Annotated in this window: 12 protein-coding genes and 1 other RNA gene; 4 read left to right on the forward strand and 9 right to left on the reverse strand. The window is 56.1% G+C overall.

What is annotated here, in order from left to right; genetic code table 11:
- Positions 1-15 precede the first annotated feature (15 nt).
- Positions 16-294, forward strand: coding sequence for a biofilm development regulator YmgB/AriR family protein (locus JBO43_RS08920; protein WP_165790603.1), 279 nt, complete (start codon positions 16-18; stop codon positions 292-294).
- 222 nt (positions 295-516) lie between these two features.
- A complete protein-coding gene (fdhF, locus tag JBO43_RS08925) occupies positions 517-2,667 on the forward strand; it encodes a formate dehydrogenase subunit alpha (RefSeq protein WP_095281748.1) in 2,151 nt (716 codons plus the stop codon).
- An 812-nt stretch (positions 2,668-3,479) separates the two neighbouring features.
- Here fdhF and fdnI read toward each other — a convergent pair.
- The 6 genes from fdnI to ydiJ all read right to left on the reverse strand — a co-directional run bounded on the left by fdnI (position 3,480) and on the right by ydiJ (position 11,965).
- A complete protein-coding gene (fdnI, locus tag JBO43_RS08930; protein ID WP_095281747.1) occupies positions 3,480-4,112 on the reverse strand; it encodes a formate dehydrogenase-N subunit gamma in 633 nt (210 codons plus the stop codon).
- Positions 4,105-4,992, reverse strand: a complete 888-nt coding sequence (gene fdxH, locus JBO43_RS08935; protein ID WP_103948486.1) for a formate dehydrogenase subunit beta — start codon at positions 4,990-4,992, stop codon at positions 4,105-4,107. The genes fdnI and fdxH overlap by 8 nt, the downstream gene beginning before the upstream one ends.
- Before the next feature lie 12 nt (positions 4,993-5,004).
- Positions 5,005-8,055 (reverse strand): formate dehydrogenase-N subunit alpha, encoded by a 3,051-nt coding sequence (fdnG, locus tag JBO43_RS08940; protein ID WP_202674138.1) that lies wholly within the window; start codon positions 8,053-8,055, stop codon positions 5,005-5,007.
- A gap of 157 nt (positions 8,056-8,212) precedes the next feature.
- Positions 8,213-8,407, reverse strand: coding sequence for a YdiH family protein (locus JBO43_RS08945; protein ID WP_095281744.1), 195 nt, complete (start codon positions 8,405-8,407; stop codon positions 8,213-8,215).
- A gap of 94 nt (positions 8,408-8,501) precedes the next feature.
- The gene (gene menI, locus JBO43_RS08950) at positions 8,502-8,912 is read right to left on the reverse strand and encodes a 1,4-dihydroxy-2-naphthoyl-CoA hydrolase (RefSeq protein WP_095281743.1); all 411 of its coding nucleotides are present in this window, start codon (positions 8,910-8,912) and stop codon (positions 8,502-8,504) included.
- Positions 8,909-11,965: a D-2-hydroxyglutarate dehydrogenase YdiJ gene (gene ydiJ / locus JBO43_RS08955; protein ID WP_202674139.1), complete on the reverse strand. Its 3,057-nt coding sequence runs from the start codon at positions 11,963-11,965 to the stop codon at positions 8,909-8,911. The genes menI and ydiJ overlap by 4 nt, the downstream gene beginning before the upstream one ends.
- A 202-nt stretch (positions 11,966-12,167) precedes the next feature.
- Between ydiJ and ydiK the strand changes: the two genes are divergently transcribed.
- A complete protein-coding gene (gene ydiK / locus JBO43_RS08960; RefSeq protein ID WP_202674140.1) occupies positions 12,168-13,274 on the forward strand; it encodes an AI-2E family transporter YdiK in 1,107 nt (368 codons plus the stop codon).
- 176 nt (positions 13,275-13,450) lie between these two features.
- Positions 13,451-13,558: antisense sRNA RprA (gene rprA, locus JBO43_RS08965), an RNA gene on the forward strand.
- Positions 13,559-13,563: 5 nt separating this feature from the next.
- On the opposite strand, the gene JBO43_RS08970 is transcribed toward rprA, so the two are convergent.
- The 3 genes from JBO43_RS08970 to ppsA all read right to left on the reverse strand — a co-directional run bounded on the left by JBO43_RS08970 (position 13,564) and on the right by ppsA (position 19,947).
- Positions 13,564-15,939, reverse strand: a complete 2,376-nt coding sequence (locus JBO43_RS08970) for a glycoside hydrolase family 3 N-terminal domain-containing protein (RefSeq protein ID WP_202674141.1) — start codon at positions 15,937-15,939, stop codon at positions 13,564-13,566.
- 3 nt (positions 15,940-15,942) lie between these two features.
- A complete protein-coding gene (locus JBO43_RS08975; protein WP_103946450.1) occupies positions 15,943-17,340 on the reverse strand; it encodes an MFS transporter in 1,398 nt (465 codons plus the stop codon).
- A gap of 228 nt (positions 17,341-17,568) precedes the next feature.
- Complete coding sequence (ppsA, locus tag JBO43_RS08980) at positions 17,569-19,947, reverse strand: phosphoenolpyruvate synthase (RefSeq protein ID WP_103946451.1); 2,379 nt, start codon at positions 19,945-19,947, stop codon at positions 17,569-17,571.
- Positions 19,948-20,248: the final 301 nt, after the last annotated feature.

Genomic DNA, 20,248 nt, shown 5'->3' on the forward strand with positions numbered 1-20,248 from the left:
TTACGGTGAGAATAAATGAGACAAAATATTCAGGTTCAACCCGCTTTGTATGCTGGTTTTTACGACAACCCTCTGTCTGAGTATTTCCGTAATTCTGGTGACCGACTGGCTGAAGAGTCGGCCCTTTTTGCTACCGCAGTTAGCAGCATTATGGCGTCAGAAGGACATCTGACCAATAAAGCCATTATTTTATGGCTGATCACCGCGCTCGAAACCACCGAAGATGTGGTGACCGCCGATGTGATCCGTAAGACTCTGGAAATTGTGGTTGGCTATACCATGGACGATATCTAAAAACACAATTTCCCGCCAGACAGGCCAGACGAGATTATCGCCACCGTAGCGGTTTCTCACTGGCCTTCTCATTTTGTCGACACTTCTGTCGAATGTCATGTCGAGCGTGCGGCTCAAAAATCAATAAAACCTGTTAAATCAATAGAATGAAATTCTGGCACAGAACCTGCTTTAGGCAGGATGTCAGATGACGCTCATTCACTCTTAACAGGTCTGTTATTGATGAAAAAAATCGCAAGCGTCTGCCCCTACTGTGGCGCAGGCTGTAAATTAAATCTCGTGGTCGAGAACAATCGTATCATCCGTGCCGAAGCCGCTGATGGCGTCACTAACCAGGGTACCCTGTGCCTGAAAGGTTTTTACGGCTGGGACTTTCTTAACGATACCCGTCTACTCACCCCTCGCCTCACCCAGCCGATGATCCGCTACCACAAAGGCGACAAATTCACCCCTGTCACCTGGGAAGAAGCCATCCGCTACACCGCCAGCAAACTGAAAGCGATCAAAGAACAGCATGGCCCGCGATCCATTATGACCACTGGCTCCTCACGCGGAACCGGCAACGAAACCAACTACGTGATGCAGAAATTTGCGCGCGGTGTCCTTAACACCAATAACGTGGACTGCTGCGCCCGCGTCTGCCACGGGCCATCGGTGGCAGGTTTACAGGAAACATTGGGCAACGGGGCGATGAGTAACTCGATTAACGATATTGAGAACTCAAAATGCCTGTTGGTGTTTGGTTATAACTGTGCGGATTCGCACCCTATCGTGGCGCGCCGGGTGCTTAAAGCCCGCCAGAACGGCGCGAAGATCATCGTCTGCGATCCGCGCCGTATCGAAACCGCGCGCATCGCCGATCAGCATTTACAGCTCAATAACGGCAGCAATATGGCGCTGGTCAATGCCTTTGGCTACGTCCTGCTGGAAGAGGAGCTGTACGACAAAAACTACGTCGCGCGCTTCGCGGATGGCCTCGATGCCTATCGTCAGACGGTTAACGATTATGCACCTGAAAAGGTCGAGCATCTGACCGGTGTTTCGGCGCGGGATGTGCGCCAGGCGATGCGCACCTTTGCCGCCGCACCGTCCGCGACGGTGATGTGGGGCATGGGCGTGACTCAGTTCGGTCAGGCTGTGGATGTGGTGAAAGGCCTTTCCAGTCTGGCGTTACTGACCGGCAATCTTGGCCGCCCTGCAGTGGGTGTCGGCCCGGTTCGCGGACAAAACAACGTCCAGGGTGCGTGCGATATGGGCGTGTTGCCAAATATGTTCCCCGGCTATCAGGATGTGACCGACGCCGCCGTGCGCGCGAAGTTCGCCGATGCATGGGGAATTAACGTTAACGACATGGATGACCAGGTCGGGACGCGCATCACTGAAGTGCCGCATCTGGCGCTGGAAGGCAAAATCAAAGCCTATTACATCATGGGTGAAGATCCGCTCCAGACCGAAGCCGATCTCGGCCTGGTGCGCCGTGGCTTTGAAGCGCTCGATTTCGTGGTCGTCCAGGACATCTTCATGACCAAAACGGCTGAAGTGGCGGATGTATTGTTGCCAGCCACTTCATGGGGCGAGCACGGCGGCGTCTTCACCTGCGCGGACCGCGGCTTCCAGCGCTTCGGCAAAGCGATCGAGGCCAGTGGGAACGTCAAGCGTGACTGGGAGATCATCAGCCTGCTCGCCAGCGCAATGGGCTATCCGATGCATTACGATTCCAACCAGCAAATCTGGGACGAAATGCGCGATCTGTGCCCGCTGTTCTTCGGCGTGACCTACGAAAAAATGGGCGAAATGGGCCACATTCAATGGCCGTGCCCAACGTTGGATCACCCCGGCACGCCGTACCTGTACAAAGACAATCAGTTCGATACGCCAAATGGCAAAGGCCAGCTGTTTGCCGCCGAATGGCGCGCGCCGGCGGAAGTGCCGGACGCGGACTATCCGCTGGTGCTGTGTACGGTGCGTGAAGTCGGCCACTATTCGTGTCGTTCAATGACAGGCAACTGTGCCGCGTTGCAAAGCCTGGCCGATGAACCGGGGCGCGTGCAGATGAATCCGGTTGATGCGGATGCGCTTGGTGTTTCTGACGGGCAGCTGGTCTGGGTGCGTTCGCGTCGCGGGAAAGTGATCACCCGAGCGAACATCAGCGAACGTATTAACGCAGGTGCCGTGTATATGACTTATCAGTGGTGGATCGGAGCTTGCAACGAACTGACGCAGGATAATCTCGACCCGACGTCAAAAACGCCGGAAACGAAATACTGCGCGGTGCAGCTGGAGGCGATCGACGATCAGCGCTGGGCGGAAGATTATGCCGCCTCGGCGTATCAGTCGATGAAAACCCGGTTGATTGATGCGGTGAACGTTTAGCCTGTATTGCCGGGTGGCGCTTCGCTTACCCGGCCTACAAAAACCTCAACCGTTGGACGGGTAAGGCATCGCCACCAACCGGCAACAAGAACCTCAAATGTAGGCCGGGTAAGGCGCAGCCGCCACCCGGCAACAAGAACCTCAACTGTAGGCCGGGTAAGGCGCAGCCGCCACCCGGCAACAAGAACCTCAACCGTAGGCCGGGTAAGGCATCGCCGCCACCCGGCAACAAGAACCTCGAATGTAGGCCGGGTAAAGCATCGCCGCCACCCGGCAACAAGAACCTCAAACGTAGGCCGGGTAAGGCGCAGCCGCCACCCGGTAACAAGAACCTCAACCGTAGGCCGGGTAAGGCATCGCCGCCACCCGGCAACAAGAACCTCGAATGTAGGCCGGGTAAGGCATCGCCGCCACCCGGCAACAAGAACCTCAAACGTAGGCCGGGTAAGGCATCGCCACCACCCGGCAACAAGAACCTCAAATGTAGGCCGGGTAAGGCGCAGCCGCCACCCGGCAACAAGAACCTCAAACGTAGGCCGGGTAAGGCATCGCCGCCACCCGGCAACAAGAACCTCGAATGTAGGCCGGGTAAGGCGCAGCCGCCACCCGGCAACAAGAACCTCAAACGTAGGCCGGGTAAGGCGCAGCCGCCACCCGGCAACAAGAACCTCAAACGTAGGCCGGGTAAGGCGCAGCCGCCACCCGGCAACAAGAACCTCAACTGTAGGCCGGGTAAGGCATCGCCGCCACCCGGCAACAAGAACCTCGAATGTAGGCCGGGTAAGGCGCAGCCGCCACCCGGCAACCCCATTTTACTCTTCCTCTTTTGCCTCAACCTCACGATACCAGCGCGGATGGTGTTTCTTCGCCCAGCGGCGGCTCACCTTCCCTTCAATCATGCCGGTAATCGATCCCTTCACCCAAAACGCCATATAGATATGGATCAGAATGGCGTGGATCAGCACAATCGCCGCCGTGGCGTGGATTAACAGACTCCAGCGCACCAGCCAAATCGGGAAGTAGTGGGTAAAGTAAGGACGCCAGATGATCACCCCCGTCGCCAACAGGACGAAAATCAGGCTCATAATGCTCCAGAACATCATTTTCTGCCCGGCATTATACTTCCCGACATCCGCCACCTTATGCTCGTTGCCTTTCAGCACTTCGACAATGCCCTTGATCCACGGCAGATCCTGCTTATCCGGAATGTTGTGATGCACAAAGCGAACAAACATAAACATCAGCGCGAAAAAGATCAGCACGCCAAAAAACGGATGCAAGATGCGCCCCATCTGCGGGGTGCCGAAGGTTTCCGTCAGCCACTGGAGCGTCGGGAAAAAGAGCGCAATACCGGATAACGACACCAGGAAGAAGCAGATCACCACCGTCCAGTGACAGGCGCGGTCGATAAACTTTGTGCGCAGGATCATTTTGCTCTTACTCATGCGGATTCTCCTCTTCGTCGTCGTCCGTCTCCTTGTTTGGCCCCACGCCAATGTAGTGGTAAATCAGCCCCGCGAAGGTGGCGATAAACCCGGCGGCAGAGAGCGGCTTGAGGATCCCCTTCCACAGATCCACCGGCAGACTGATCTTCGGATCCGTCGGCAGATTGTGATACAGCTCCGGCTGATCGGCGTGATGCAGCACGTACATGACATGCGTCCCGCCCACACCCTGCGGGTTATAAACGCCCGCGTGCGCGTAGCCGCGTTTTTTCAGCTGCATCACACGCGATTCGCCCAGCTCCAGCATCTCTTTTTTAGTGCCGAAATGAATTGCACCGGTCGGACAGGTTTTGACGCAGGCCGGCTCCTGACCGACGCTGACGCGATCCACGCACAGCGTACATTTGTAGACACGGTTGTCGTCAGGATTGAGACGCGGAATGTTGAACGGACACCCGGCGATGCAGTATCCGCAGCCGATGCAGTGCTCAGACTGAAAATCGACAATCCCGTTGGCGTACTGAACGATCGCCCCGGCGGACGGGCAAGCTTTCAGACAGCCCGGCTCCGCGCAATGCATGCAGCCGTCCTTGCGGATCAGCCACTCCAGTTTGTTGTTCTGCGTGGTTTCGCTAAAGCGCATCACCGTCCAGGATTTGGCACTCAAATCCATCGGGTTGTCATATACGCCCTCGCACACGCCGACCTCGTCGCGAATATCGTTCCACTCCGAGCACGCCACCTGACAGCCTTTGCAGCCGATGCAGGTCGAAACGTCGATAAGCTTCGCGACTTCGGCTTTGAAATCCCGCGCCTGCGGCGGCGGGGTCATGACGTTGGTGGCCGAACGTTTGATAATATCTTGTGATTGCATAGACATACGCGGCCTCCCTTACGCCTTCTCGATGTTGACTAAAAACGCTTTGTATTCAGGCGTTTGCGAGTTGGCGTCACCGACGGACGGCGTCAGCGTATTGGCCAGGAAGCCTTTGCGCGTGGCCCCTTCAAAGCCCCAGTGACACGGAATGCCAATGGTGTCGATCTGACGCCCATCAATGGTCAGCGTTTGCAGGCGTTTGGTGACCACCGCTTTGGCTTTGATATACCCCCGTTTCGAGGTCACTTTCACCACGTCTCCGGCGACGATACCCTTCTGCTGTGCCAGCGCTTCGCCCATCTCGATAAACTGATCGGGCTGGGCAATGGCGTTGAGCCGCGCATGTTTGGTCCAGTGGCGGAACAGTTCGGTGATCGAGTAAGTGGTGGCGACATACGGGAAGTCGGCCGCGTGGCCCATATTGGCAACGTCTTCCTTGAACACGCGCGCCACCGGGCTGGAGATCACATTCGGATGCAGCGGATTGGTGCCAATCGGCGATTCAAGCGGTTCGTAATGTTCCGGGAACGGGCCGTCGTTCATCTTGTCGATGGAGAACAGGCGCGCCACCCCTTCCGGGTTCATGATAAACGGCCCGACGTTTGTGCCCGGTGCGGAGGCGTTGTAATCCGCCACGTCCATGCCAGCCCACTTTTTTCCGTCCCAGTGCAGCAACGCACGTTGCGGGTCCCAGGGTTTACCGGCGACATCCGCCGACGCGCGGTTATAGAGAATGCGGCGGTTCGCGGGCCACGACCACGCCCAGCCCGGCGTGCAGCCCAGACCATAGGGATCGCTGTTGTCGCGGTTCGCCATCTGATTGCCCTGCTCGGTCCAGCTCCCGCAGTACACCCAGCAGAAGCTGCTGGTCGTGCCGTCGTCACGCAGCTGCGCAAAGCTGCTGAGCTGCTGCCCTTTTTTGGCGATCAGCTGACCTTTGTCGTCATACAGATCGGCGAGCGCCATACCGTTGGCTTCCCGGGCGATCTCCTCCGGGTGCGGGTCGCGCGGATTTTTGTAATTCCACGACATGTTCAGCACCGGCTCAGGATTTGCCCCGCCCTCCTGCTGATACAGCTCACGCAGGCGCGTAAACAGACGCCCAAGAATTTTGCCGTCGTGCATCGCCTCACCCGGTGGCTCCGCCGCCGCCCAGTGCCACTGCAGCCAGCGGCCGGAGTTGGCGATCGAGCCGTCCTCTTCTGCAAAACAGGACGATGGCAGGCGGAACACTTCGGTCTGAATCTCTTTCGGATCGACGTCGTTCATCTCGCCGTGGTGCTGCCAGAAGGTCGAGGATTCGGTCACCAGCGGGTCGATCACCACCATGTACTTGAGTTTCGCCAGCGCTCGCGCGGATTTGTTCTTATCCGGGAACGCCGCCAGCGGGTTGAAGCCCTGCACGATGTAACCGTTAATTTTGCCGTCGAGCATCAGCTTCGCCTGGGTCATCACGTCGTACAGACGATCCCACTTCGGCAGCCAGTCGTAGCCCCAGTTGTTTTCCGCCGTGGCGCGATCGCCCCAGAAACTTTTCATCATGCTGATAAAGAATTTCGGCGTATTTTGCCAGTAGTTGACCTCATTCAGACCAAGCGCTGGCGGCGTAATTTGCGAAATATAGGTTTGATAATCCGGCTGTTTTTCCGACGGCAGCGGCATGTATCCCGGCAGATTGGTGGAGAGCAAACCGAGATCGGTATAGCCCTGAATATTGGAGTGCCCGCGCAGGGCATTCACCCCGCCGCCCGCCATGCCGATATTGCCGAGCAGGAGTTGCAGCATTCCGGCGGCACGGATGATCTGCGCGCCTGCCGAGTGGTGCGTCCAGCCGAGAGCGTACAAAATGGTCGCCGTGCGATTCGGCACGCTGGTGCTGGCGAGGATCTCGCAGATGCGGTTGAAGTCATCGATCGAGGTGCCGCAAAGACGATTGACCATCTCTGGCGTGTAGCGATCGACGTGCGCTTTGAGTAAGTTCCAGACGCAGCGCGGATGGCTCAGCGTCTCGTCGCGCAGGGCGTGGCCTTGCTCGTCCAGTTGATAGAACCAGCTCGATTTGTCGTACTGACGTTTTTCGGCGTCGTACCCGCTGAACAGACCGTCATCAAAGGTGTAGTCATCGCGAATAATCAGGCTGGCGTTGGTGTAGGCGCGTACGTATTCGTGCTGAATGGCGTCATGTTCGATCAGATAGCGGATGGCACCGAGCAAAAAGGCGGTGTCAGACCCGGCGCGGATCGGGGCATACAGATCCGCCACCGCGGCGCTGCGGTTAAAGCGCGGATCCACAACGACTATCGTAGCGTCGTTTTTGGTCTGCGCTTCGATCACCCATTTGAAGCCGACCGGGTGCGCTTCGGCGGCGTTGCCACCCATGATCAGTACCACGTTGGCGTTTTTGATATCCACCCAGTTGTTGGTCATCGCCCCACGACCGAACGTTGGGGCCAACGCGGCGACGGTCGGGCCGTGGCAAAGTCGCGCCTGGCAGTCGATGGCGACCATCCCCAGCGCGCGGGCAAATTTGCCGTCGAGAATCCCGGTTTCGTTGCTGGCCGCCGAAGAGCAGAGCATGCCGGTGGTGGTCCAGCGGTTGACCGTCAGTCCCTGGGCGTTTTTCTCGATAAAGTTGGCGTCGCGGTCCGCTTTCATCAGCCGGGCGATGCGCTCGATCGCCTCATCCCAGGAGATTCGCTGCCACTTATCAGAGCCAGGCGCGCGGTATTCGGGATACAACAGTCGGTTGTCGCTGTGAATATAATCCAGTACGCCGGCCCCTTTTGGACACAAGGAACCGCGACTGACCGGATGATCCGGGTCGCCTTCGACGTGATAGATACTTTCTGTGACGTTTTTGGCGGTGTCGCCGAGGCTGTACATCAGCATGCCGCAACCGACTGAGCAGTATGTACAGTTATTACGCGTCTCTTTTGCTTTTAAGAGTTTGTATTGACGGGCTTCTGCGTGCGCAGAAAATGATGATAAAAATCCGAGAGATGCAACAGTGGTTCCTGCCATACCGCCCGCGCAGATCTTAAAGAACTGCCTCCGGCTAAGCTCCATTTATCCTCCAGCTTAAACTTAAGACTCGAAAAGGGATGGAGATTATAGGGTCTTTATTTTAGATAAACCATTATCCATTTGTGGTTATAAGACCTTGAACTCACAAAGGACAAAAACAAAAAAGGCCGCATTAGCGGCCTTTTCAACAAGCGGGTGATTAATGGACGTGAACGCCTAACCGCCAGGCAAAGTAGATCTCTTCTTTCAGTTCATTTGAAGAGAGCGCGAGCAGATCGGCAAACTCCAGTTCAAGCTGTTTCAGCTTTTTCAGGTACTGCGCCGGAGACAGGTTGCTCTTATCGCGACGTAAAAACTCTACTGCCAGTTGGGTGGGGTTCATTTCGGTATCCATAACATCCTCTCTATGTACAAAACCTGACCAGTATAGCACTTCCGCCTGACCAATTTTTGACCAAAGACAATTCATCACGGATGTTTACCGAAATTTAAACCACCGCCGTCGTCAGACGCGACGAGCAGCACAGCCTTTCCTGTTCGTCGAAAATGTCGATTTGCCATACCTGATGACGACCTCCCGCGTGGAGTGCGCGACACACACCGCGCACGCGCCCACTGCGCACGGAGCGAATGTGGTTGGCGTTGACCTCCAGTCCCACCACTTTGTGCTCGCCTTCGGTACAGAGATAACCCGCCACCGATCCTAGGGTTTCGGCCAGCACCACTGACGCGCCGCCGTGCAGCAGACCAAACGGCTGATGCGTGCGGCTGTCCACTGGCATGGTGGCTTCCAGGTCGTTTTCGCCAATGCGTGTAAACTGAATATCCAGCAGGCCGACCATATTGCCCTGGCCCATCGCATTCAACGCCTCAAGCGTGACGGTACGTTTCCAGATCATCCCATAATCTCCAGTAAAGCCTGCAATGGATGGCGAACGCCGCTGCCTTCCACGCGTTTCACCTGGCTGCGACAGGAATACCCCGTCGCCAGACAGCGATTACGCGGCAGGCGCTGCATCGCCTGATGCCATGATAATTCATAGATCCCCAGCGAGTTAGCATGGTTTTTCACTTCGTGGCCGTAGGTTCCGGCCATACCACAGCAACCGACGCTGACGTTTTCCAGCTTCGCACCAAAGCGCGCGAAAATAGACGCCCACTGCGCAGGAGCGCCCGGCAACGCCGTGACTTCCGTACAGTGGCCGAACAAATACCATGCTTCGCCGCTGACCTCTTTCGCGACAGTAGATTGCAGCGCAGCGGGCAGCCATTCGTGAACCAGCATAACGCTGAAATCACCGCGTTTGTCGCCCAGCGTCTGTTTGTACTCATCGCGATAGCAGAGCACCAGCGCCGGATCGACGCCGACCATCGGCATACCCAACTGCGCGATGCGGTTCAGAAAATCTGACGTTTTCTGCGCCGTTTTGGCAAAACGATTAAGGAAGCCTTTGATGTGCTGCGCCTTGCCGTTAGGCGAGAACGGCAGCACCACCGGCTGATAGCCGACGCGCTCCACCAGACGAACAAAATCGGCCACTACCTGCGCATCGTAATAGCTGGTAAACGGGTCCTGCACCACCAGCACGGTTTTCGCTTTTTGCTCATCGCTCAGGGCTTCCAGCTGTTCCAGCGTCATATTGGCCGAACGGTGTCCAACCAGCTGGCGTTGTAGAGAAGGCGCTGAAAGCAGCGGCAGATCGACCATCCCGATATGTTTTTCGGAAAGTTTGCGCACCAGCGGCTGGTTAATAAAGAAGTTAAAGGTCTTCGGCGCGCGCGCCATCAGCGGGGCATAGCTTTCGACCGTCGCCACCAGATGATCGCGCATCGGGCGCAGATAGCGGGAGTGATACAGCTGCAAGAAGCGCGAGCGGAACTCCGGCACGTCGATTTTAATCGGACATTGTGTCGAGCAGGCTTTACAAGCCAGACAGCCGGACATCGCCTCTTTCACTTCATGGGAGAAATCGTACTCGCCCTTACTCGCATGCCAACTGTTCCTGGAACGCTCGATCAGCGTGCGCAAACTTGCACGTTTTTCCGGCAGATCGTTTTCTAACTTCAACGGATCGACACCGCGATCGGCCAGCAGACGCAGCCATTCGCGCACCAGTGTCGCCCGCCCTTTTGGTGAGTGAATACGGTTGCTGGTGATTTTCATCGACGGGCACATCGGGCTTTTCACGTCGAAGTTAAAGCACAGGCCGTTGCCGTTACACTCCATCGCTCCACGCCATGATGATCGTACCGCAATCGGGATCTGACGGTCATAGGTGCCGCGTTTTACCGCATCAACCTGCATCATCGGATCGTCCACGCCTGCAGGCGGGCAGATTTTGCCGGGGTTGAGACGGTTCTTCGGGTCAAACGCGGCTTTGATTTTGCGCAGTTCGCCGTAAAGCTGCTCGCCGAAGAACGCCGGGCTGTACTCCGCGCGGAAGCCTTTTCCGTGCTCGCCCCACAGCAGGCCGCCGTATTTTGCCGTCAACGCCACCACGTCGTCGGAGATCTGTTTCATCAGGATCTCCTGCTGTGGGTCGCACATGTCCAGCGCCGGGCGCACGTGCAACACGCCCGCATCCACATGGCCAAACATGCCGTAGCTCAGGCCGTGGCTGTCGAGGAGCGCGCGAAACTCCACAATATAATCCGCCAGATGTTCCGGCGGCACGCAGGTATCTTCCGCGAACGGAATCGGTTTGGCCGCGCCTTTGGCATTCCCCAGCAGGCCGACCGCTTTTTTACGCATCGCGTAAATTCGTTCAATACCCGAGAGATCGTTACACAGCTGCCAGCCAATCACACCGCCTTCACCCTGAGCGATCAGTTCGTCCAGGCGAGCACAGAGTGTCTGAACTTGTGAATCGATAAGTTCCTCATCATCGCCTGCAAATTCGACAATGTTCAGGCCCAGCATCTCTTTATCCGGCACGTCGGTGATCAGTTCGCTCACCGAATGCCAGACGATATCTTCCCGCGCCAGGTTGAGCACTTTCGAGTCGACAGTTTCCACCGACAGCGCGCGCGCATCGACCATAAAGGGCGCATTGCGCAGGGCAGCATCGAAGGAGTTGTATTTGACGTTGACCAGACGGCGCACTTTTGGCAGACGGGTGATATCCAGACGTGCTTCGGTGATAAAGGCCAGCGTCCCTTCGGAGCCGGTCAGAATGCGGGTCAGGTCGAACTCGCTGAGATCGTCATTAAAGACGTGGCGCAGATCGTAGCCGGTCAGGAAACGGTTCAGTTTCGGGAATTTATCCAGAATCAGCTGGCGATTATCGCGACAGCTGTCGAGCACGCTGCGATAGATGCGCCCGACCGCCGTGTTGTCCTGCCCGAGGGTTTCGGCCAGTTGCACCGGCATCGCCTGAGTATCGAGAATGTCGCCCCCCAAAAGAACCGCGCGCACGCCCAGCACGTGATCGGAGGTTTTACCGTACACCAGCGACCCCTGCCCGGAGGCATCGGTGTTAATCATCCCGCCAAGTGTCGCCCTGTTGCTGGTGGATAATTCCGGGGCAAAGAAGTAACCATAGGGTTTCAGGAACTGGTTGAGCTGATCTTTAATCACCCCCGCTTCGACGCGCACCCAGCCCTCTTCCGGGTTGATCTCAATGATGCGGTTCATGTAACGAGACATATCAATGATGATGCCCTGATTCAGAGCCTGACCATTGGTGCCAGTGCCGCCACCGCGCGGCGTAAAGACCAGCGAGGCGAAACGCTCCTGGGCGGCAATACGAGAAAGCAGCGCCACATCGGCGGTCGAGCGAGGAAATACGACGGCATCGGGAAGTAACTGATAGATACTGTTGTCGGTCGCCATCGTCAGCCTGTCGGCATAATTGGTGGCGGTATCACCTGTAAAACCCTGTTGCTCCAGTGCTTGCAAATAAGTCAGCACCAGCTGAACGACGCCGGGTGCCTGAGAAATCAATGGGATCATTACGGAAGACCCTAATTAGAGTTGTTTATCGTTTGCGTTGTACTTGCCTTTGAATTGTTGTATCACATTTTTTTCTTATACGCCCAGCAGAATTACGGGCAGAATTCGCCTGTCAAAAACCGCTGAAATCACTAATGATTAAGGGATGCGGTTTTCAGTTTTGGCCAGACTGTCTGGTCTTCATTTAAGGTAAATTTCATTTATGGTCACTTCTCGTCAGCCCAGGGACGTTGCGCAAATACTGCTGTCGGTGCTGTTTTTAGCCATCATGATCATTGCGTGTCTATGGATAGTTCGTCCGTTCATCCTTGGATTTGCGTGGGCAGGTACGGTGGTCGTCGCCACCTGGCCGCTGCTGTTGCGCTTGCAGAAATTGTTGTTCGGTCGCCGTACGCTCGCCGTGCTGGTGATGACGTTGCTGCTTTTTTTAGTCTTCATTATTCCGATTGCGCTGCTGGTTAACAGCCTGGTCGATACCAGCGGGCCGGTGATCCGCGGGATAACAAGCGGTGAGATGACCGTGCCGGATCTGGCGTGGCTCAACAGCATTCCACTGGTCGGCGCCAAGCTTTACAGCGGCTGGCATAGCTTGCTGGAGATGGGCGGCAGCGCGATCATGGCGAAAGTGCGTCCGTACGTTGGCACAACAACCACTTGGTTTATCGCCCAGGCGGCCAATATCGGCCACTTTATGATGCACTGTACCCTGATGCTGCTCTTCAGCGCCCTGCTTTACTGGCGCGGTGAACAAGTTGCGCATGGCGTGCGTCATTTTGCGACGCGCCTCGCGGGGACTCGCGGTGATGCTGCTGTGCTGCTGGCGGCGCAAGCTGTGCGCGCCGTGGCGCTGGGCGTGGTAGTCACAGCGCTGGTGCAGGCGGTTCTCGGCGGAATAGGGCTTGCGATCACCGGTGTGCCGTACGCGACCATTTTCACGGTCATCATGATCCTCACCTGCCTGGTGCAACTTGGGCCGTTATTAGTGCTCATTCCCTGCATTATCTGGCTTTACTGGAGCGGCGATACCACCTGGGGTACGGTGCTTCTAGTCTGGAGCTGCGTGGTCGGTACGATGGATAACGTTATCCGTCCGATGCTGATTCGCATGGGTGCAGATTTGCCGCTGATTCTTATCCTCTCCGGCGTCATCGGCGGGTTAATTGCCTTTGGCATGATCGGACTGTTTATCGGCCCTGTACTGCTGGCAGTGACCTGGCGTCTGTTCTCCGCGTGGGTTCACGAAATCCCAGCGCCTGCAACCGACCCGGATGTGGTTCTGCATGAGCTTGAAGATAAGAATAAGCAGTAATTAATCCTCAGGCGGGGAAACCCGCCTGATACTTAAGGCGAGCTAATCTGTATTAGGACTTTTCTCAGCCCCACCCCGCATCTTCACGCCATTCACCTCGCAAAATCTTCATAGTTCTTAAACTATTGAGACGAATCTGATCGACGCAAAAACGTCGCATGACCTACTATTACTTCACGGTTATGAATCAACACATTGATTTATAAGCATGGAAATCCCCTGAGTGAAACAACGAATTGCTGTGTGTAGTCTTTGCCCTTCTCCCACGAAGGGCTTTTTTTTATCCGGATTACGCGTGTTTGACCTCACACAAACTCAGCATCCGCCAGTCATTCGGCAATATATGCGTCTCTCCGAAAACATTCACCGTCACCGCGCCGCGAATATCCGCCGATGACAAACCGACCTGCAGCTCAAACTCGCCAGGTTCGACCACTCTTTTGCCGTCGCGCCGGGTGAAGTTAAACATATCCACCGGTAGACTGAAGGTGAGCGTCGCTGTTTCGCCAGGCGACAGCGTCACGCGCTGAAACGCTTTGAGTTCCTGCAACGGGCGCACCATCGAAGCCACTTTGTCGCGCACATACACCTGCACTACTTCGCTACCGCTGCGCTCACCGCTGTTTTTGACTTCCACGCTCAGGGTCACTTCGCCATCCACTGGAACAGTGGTTTGCGCAAGACGCACAGATTCGCAGGAGAATTGTGTCCAGCCGAGGCCAAAACCGAAGGGATAACGCGAACCAAAGTGGAAGGCGAACGGCGTGCCGCCGCTTTTCAGCTTGTGGTTGTAGTAGTACGGCATCGCTCCGGCGCTTTTCGGAACACTCACCACCAGGCGTCCCTGCGGTTCGGCACGTCCGGTCAGTACATCAGCAATCGCCCAACCGCCCTCCTGCCCTGGAGCCCAGGCCAGCAACAGAGCCGCAATTTTATCTTCCAGACCTTGCAGGTTGTATGGACGCCCGCCAGTCATGACTACCACCACCGGTTTGCCAGTCGCCACCAGCGCTTCCAGCAGTTGCTGTTGCACGCCAGGCAAGTTGAGACTGTCCGTATCAGAGCCTTCGCCGACAGTGCCGCTCTGGAATAATCCAGCCAGATCGCCGACGCAGGCGACCACGATGTCGCTCTCCTGAGCGGCGCTCACCGCCTGCGGGATCAGGCTGGTATCAAACGACACTGGCGATTGCTGCATCGGCTTGCCGCCGCTGTCGCCGGGGAAGACCGGCGCACCCGCCATTCGGTGCTCAATGATGTGACAGCCTTTGGCGTAGCGCACCTGATCATCCCCGAGATAATTTTTCAGGGCGGCAAGCGGCGTCGTCACCTGCGAGGTCTCTTCGACCATATCGCTGATGATCAGATGCACCGGGAAGCTGTAGCCGCTCAGCAGCGCCAGCGGATCGTCAGCGGTCGGCCCGACGACCGCCACGCGCGGTTTACCGGATATCGGCAGCACGCCGTTGTTTTCCAGCAGCGTCAGCGAGCGGGTCGCGACCTCGCGCGCCACCTGACGGGTTTGCGCATTCTGCAGATCGATATTCTCTTCTTGCGTATAGGGATGCTCAAACAAGCCTAAGCGGAATTTTTCGCTGAGCACGCGGGAGACGATTTCATCGACCTTCTCCAACGTAATCAGCCCGCGTTCGACCGCCTCCGCGAGATGGCGGGCGCAGTCATCTTTCGGCAGCTCCACGTCCAGCCCGGCGTTGAAGGCCAGTGCAGCGGATTCGGCGGCGTCGTGGGAAATGCCGTGATGCTGATGCAGCAGGCTGACGCCGCCGTAGTCGGCCACCACAATCCCGTCGAAGCCCCACTGTTCGCGAAGAACGGTGGTCAGCAAAAAGCTGTCACTGTGGCCAGGTTGATTGTCGATATCATGATAGGCCGGCATCACCGATCCGGCGTTGGCCCGTTTTACCGCCATCTCAAATGGCAGCAGGAAGGTGTCATTCAGCTCGCAGAAACCGAGATGGACCGGGGCATGGTTGCGCGCCCCTTCGCTAAACGAGTGGCCGACGTAGTGTTTGAGGGTCGCGAGCAGATCGCGTTTTTCGCCCTGCAGTCCTTCGACATAAGCCGTCGCCATCACGCCCACCAGCCACGGATCTTCGCCGAACGTCTCTTCGGTACGCCCCCAGCGCACATCGCGGGAGACATCCAGCACCGGAGCCAGCCCCTGCTGACAGCCCACCGAACGCGCCTCATGACCAATCTGCTGCGCCGCGCGCTTGACCAGCTCCGGGTCCCAGGTCGAACCGTAGTTCAGGGATGACGGGAACAGCGTCGCGTCTTTGCACAGCAAGCCGACCAGGCACTCTTCGTGGAATAGCGCCGGGATACCGAGGCGGGTTTCCTCAATCATCATCCGTTGCAGCCTGTTAGCCGCACGCACGCCGGTGTGGGCATCGACAATATGCGTCCCTAACGGGCGGGTGATTTGCCCAACCCCGAGTTTTAGCCGTTCGCTTAACGCGGCCTGTTCACTCACGCCCGCAAATTCGTCACTGAGGTCGCTGCGTTCACGATGGTTCCCGTTCTCATCGAGAATCAGCCAGTAAGCGTGCATCTGCGCGAATTTCTCTTCCGGGGTCATACGCGCCAGTAAGTCAGCGACACGTTCCTGCACGGGATAGCCCGCGTCCTTGTAGATGGCAGTCATGTTTTACTCCTGTGTAGCGGAATGAAAGGCCGGGGTTTGCCCCGCATCGGTACGCGCTTCGCGCTTGCTGGCAAGCTCTCTTGCGATGGAATCCACCCGGCGGCTGTTCAGTTTGTAAACAGAGAGCAGCACCACCATGCCGATAAACAGCACGCAGGGGATCAGGGTGAACAGGGCATTAATGGTGGTGAGCACCTGCGGACTTTGCATTTCCTGCCCAGGCACGTAGTTCATCATTCCCAGCACCCAGCCGACCACGGCACCGCCGAGGGCAAGGCCGAATTTGATGGCGAACAGCGCGGTGGAAAACACCAGCCCGTCCAGACGTCGGCCGCTACGGTGTTCTTCGTAATCCACCACGTCCGAGAACATGGTCCATTGCAGCGGGGTGGTGAGGTTTTGAATAAAGCTGAAGATGATATTCAGACCGAAGATCAGCCAGATTTGCGTCGGCGGCAGGAAGAAAATCAGCGCACCAAAAATCACAAAGGAAATAATCGTCCATTGGTAGGCGCGGACGCGGTCAAATTTACCCAATAATCTTTCAGATAATAAGGCACCGCTTAAGGAGGCGACCATTCCGGAGACAATAAACGCAAACACTAAATCAGGGCGTAACAGCACATAATTGACGTAATATAGGGTGGCGGAGCCGCGCGTCACCACTGCCGTGAGCAGCAAAATATTAAACACAAAAACAATACGCCATTGGCTGTTACCGGCTAACAGTTTTAAATCCGTGAGCATCGAGCCGGAGGTGTCATTTCGCGGAGAATAACGCTCACGGGTCATAAAGAAGCAGATGAAGAATAAGATGATGCCTAACAGGCCCATCAGACTCATAGCATAGAAATAGCCCTTCTGGACGTTGCCGTCGCCTAAGTGTGATACCAGCGGCAGAGCAATAACCGTCACGATCAGTCCGCCGATAAAGGACAAGCCAAAGCGCCATGATTGCAGGGAGTGACGTTCACGCGGATCCATCGTCAGCGCACCGGGCATCGCGCAGTACGGCACGTTAATTGCCGAATAGATCAGGCTCAGCAATGTGTAAGTGACACAGGCGTAAGCAATTTTTGCCGTTGGGCCGACATCCGGCACGTAAAAGGTGATCAAACAACTCACGCCAAACGGAATAGCGAACCACAGCAGCCAGGGTCGAAAACGCCCGTGCCGCGTCTGGGTGCGATCCACCAGCGCGCCAATGCACGGATCGACAAAAGCATCCACCACACGCACCACCAGAAACATGGTGCCCATAATCGCCGCAGGTAAACCAAATACATCCGTATAGAAATAAGCCAGAAATAAGGTGGCAGTCTGCCAGACCAGGGCGCTTGCCATATCGCCGAGTCCGTAACCTATTTTATCTTTGGTACGTAATACAGAGGAGATCGTCATTTTTAATAGCCTTTTATCAGGTTAAAACGTATTTCAACCAGTGCGCAAGATGTAGGGTAATGCGCAGTAAGGCTCAATTATTAGCAGCGCTTCGCGGGCTAACAATTGTAGAAATTAACAGACTGATTACGATATTTGGTTAATTGCGGTAAGTGTGACGGGGAGCATACTGGGGGAATAGTGTGTTGCCGTCCCTTTTACAGAATAAAAGAGACGGCAAGGTCAATGTTACTTATTCAGTTCTGCCAGGCTCAACCAGGTTTGCACCACGGTATCCGGGTTCAGGGATAGGCTGTCGATCCCCTCTTCCATCAGCCAGGCGGCAAAGTCCTCGTGATCGGATGGGCCTTGCCCACAAATCCCGACGTATTTGCCCTGTTTCTTAGCGGCGCGGATGGACATCGACAGCAGCGCTTTCACCGCTTCGTTACGTTCATCGAACAGCTCAGATACCACGCCGGAATCACGGTCCAGACCGAGCGTCAGCTGCGTCATATCGTTAGAGCCGATAGAGAAGCCATCAAAATGTTCCAGGAACTGCTCAGCCAGTAAGGCGTTGGACGGGATTTCGCACATCATGATGATCTTCAGCCCGTTCTCGCCACGCTTCAGACCCTGGCGCGCCAGCTCATCGATCACCGCTTTGGCCTGATCGACGGTACGTACGAACGGAATCATGATTTCGACGTTGGTCAGCCCCATCTCGTTGCGCACGCGTTTTACCGCGTCACATTCGAGGGCGAAGCAGTCGCGGAAGCTGTCGGCCACGTAGCGACCAGCCCCACGGAAGCCGAGCATCGGGTTCTCTTCTTCCGGCTCGTAGCGCTCGCCGCCCACCAGGTTGGCGTATTCGTTGGACTTAAAGTCCGACAGACGCACAATCACACGTTTCGGATAGAATGCCGCGCCCAGAGTGGCGATCCCTTCCGTCAGACGGCCAACATAGAACTCTTTCGGCGAGTCGTAGCCTTTCATCATTTCGCGGATTTCGTTCTGCAATTGTGGAGTCTGGTCGTCAAACTCCAGCAGCGCGCGCGGGTGCACGCCGATCATACGGTTAATGATAAATTCCAGACGTGCCAGGCCGACGCCTTCGTTCGGCAGACAGGCGAAATCAAACGCGCGATCCGGGTTACCGACGTTCATCATGATCTTCAGCGGCAGGTCCGGCATGGTGTCGACGCTGGAGCTTTTCACGCTGAAGTCGAGGATATCCGCGTAAACGTAGCCGGTATCGCCCTCGGCACAGGAGACGGTGACTTTCTCGCCGTCTTTCATGCGCTCGGTGGCGTCGCCGCAGCCAACAACCGCCGGAATGCCCAGTTCACGAGCGATGATCGCCGCGTGACAGGTACGTCCACCACGGTTAGTGACGATGGCCGCGGCTTTCTTCATGATCGGTTCCCAGTCCGGGTCGGTCATGTCCGTCACCAGCACGTCGCCAGGCTGAATACGGTCCATCTCGCTGATGTCGTGGATCACTTTCACCGGACCGGCACCGATACGATGACCAATCGCACGCCCTTCAGCAACGATTTTGCCCTGCGCATGTAGGGTGTAACGCTCCATCACCTGGCCGCGCGAACGCACGGTTTCAGGACGAGCCTGCACGATAAACAATTTGCCAGTGTGGCCGTCTTTCGCCCATTCGATATCCATCGGACGAGCGTAATGTTTCTCAATCTGAACGGCCTGTTTCGCCAGTTCCTGAACTTCCGCATCGGTCAGCGAGAAGCGATCGCGCTGCTCCTGCGGCACGTCTTCGATTTTCACCTGTTTGCCATGTTCCTGGCTTGGGGCGTAGATCATACGGATTTTTTTGGAACCCATTGTGCGGCGCACGATCGACGGACGGTTAGCCGCCAGCGTCGGTTTGTGTACGTAGAATTCATCTGGATTGACCGCGCCTTGCACCACCATTTCGCCCAGACCCCAGGCGGAAGTGATAAACACCACCTGGTCGAAACCGGATTCAGTGTCAATGGAGAACATCACGCCGGATGAGCCGATGTCCGAGCGCACCATACGCTGCACGCCCGCAGAGAGCGCCACGCCACGGTGGTCATAGCCCTGATGCACGCGATAGGAGATCGCGCGGTCGTTAAACAGGGAGGCAAACACATGCTTCACCGCCACCAGCACCGCGTCATAGCCCTGAACGTTCAGGAAGGTTTCCTGCTGTCCGGCAAAAGAGGCGTCCGGCATGTCTTCTGCGGTGGCAGAGGAACGCACGGCGAACGAGGCTTGCGCGTCGTCGGCAGAGAGTTGGTTATAAGCATCGTGAATGGCTTTTTCCAGCTCCGGCTGGAAAGGTGTGTCGATGATCCACTGGCGGATTTGTGCACCGGCTTTGTTCAGCGCGGCAATATCATCAATATCCGTTTGATCCAGCAGGTCGTAAATGCGCTGGTTAACACCGCTCTGGTCTAAAAAATAGTTAAACGCGTCGGCAGTTGTGGCAAACCCGTTCGGTACGGAAACGCCCATACCCGACAGATTTGTAATCATTTCACCCAGGGAGGCATTTTTGCCTCCAACTCTGTCTACATCATTCATGCCGAGTTGGTTATACCAAAGCACCAGCGGTGACGAGCCATTGTTGGACATCGAAACAATCCTTTTGTGATATTTAAACGGAGTAAGTAACGCCTGACTTCGTATTTATACTGGCATATTTATTCCCCGCAAAAAAACGGTGAATCGTGTAAGCACTTTTATTTTTCTGTTTTTCGGACACTTTCCCATCAGGCGCTAACCCGATGATTCCTATAGATTCGTACAAAAACCCTTAAAACTAAGCGTCTATTTTAAAAATGAAATCCACTTTTCAGTAAAATCAAAAACACCATTTCATTTATAATTCAGACAAGTTCTTTGCTGTGTATTTTACTTTTTTAATTTATGCTTT

The sequence above is a fragment of the Lelliottia jeotgali genome, assembly GCF_016771845.1.
In the GTDB taxonomy this organism is placed as follows: domain Bacteria; phylum Pseudomonadota; class Gammaproteobacteria; order Enterobacterales; family Enterobacteriaceae; genus Enterobacter; species Enterobacter jeotgali.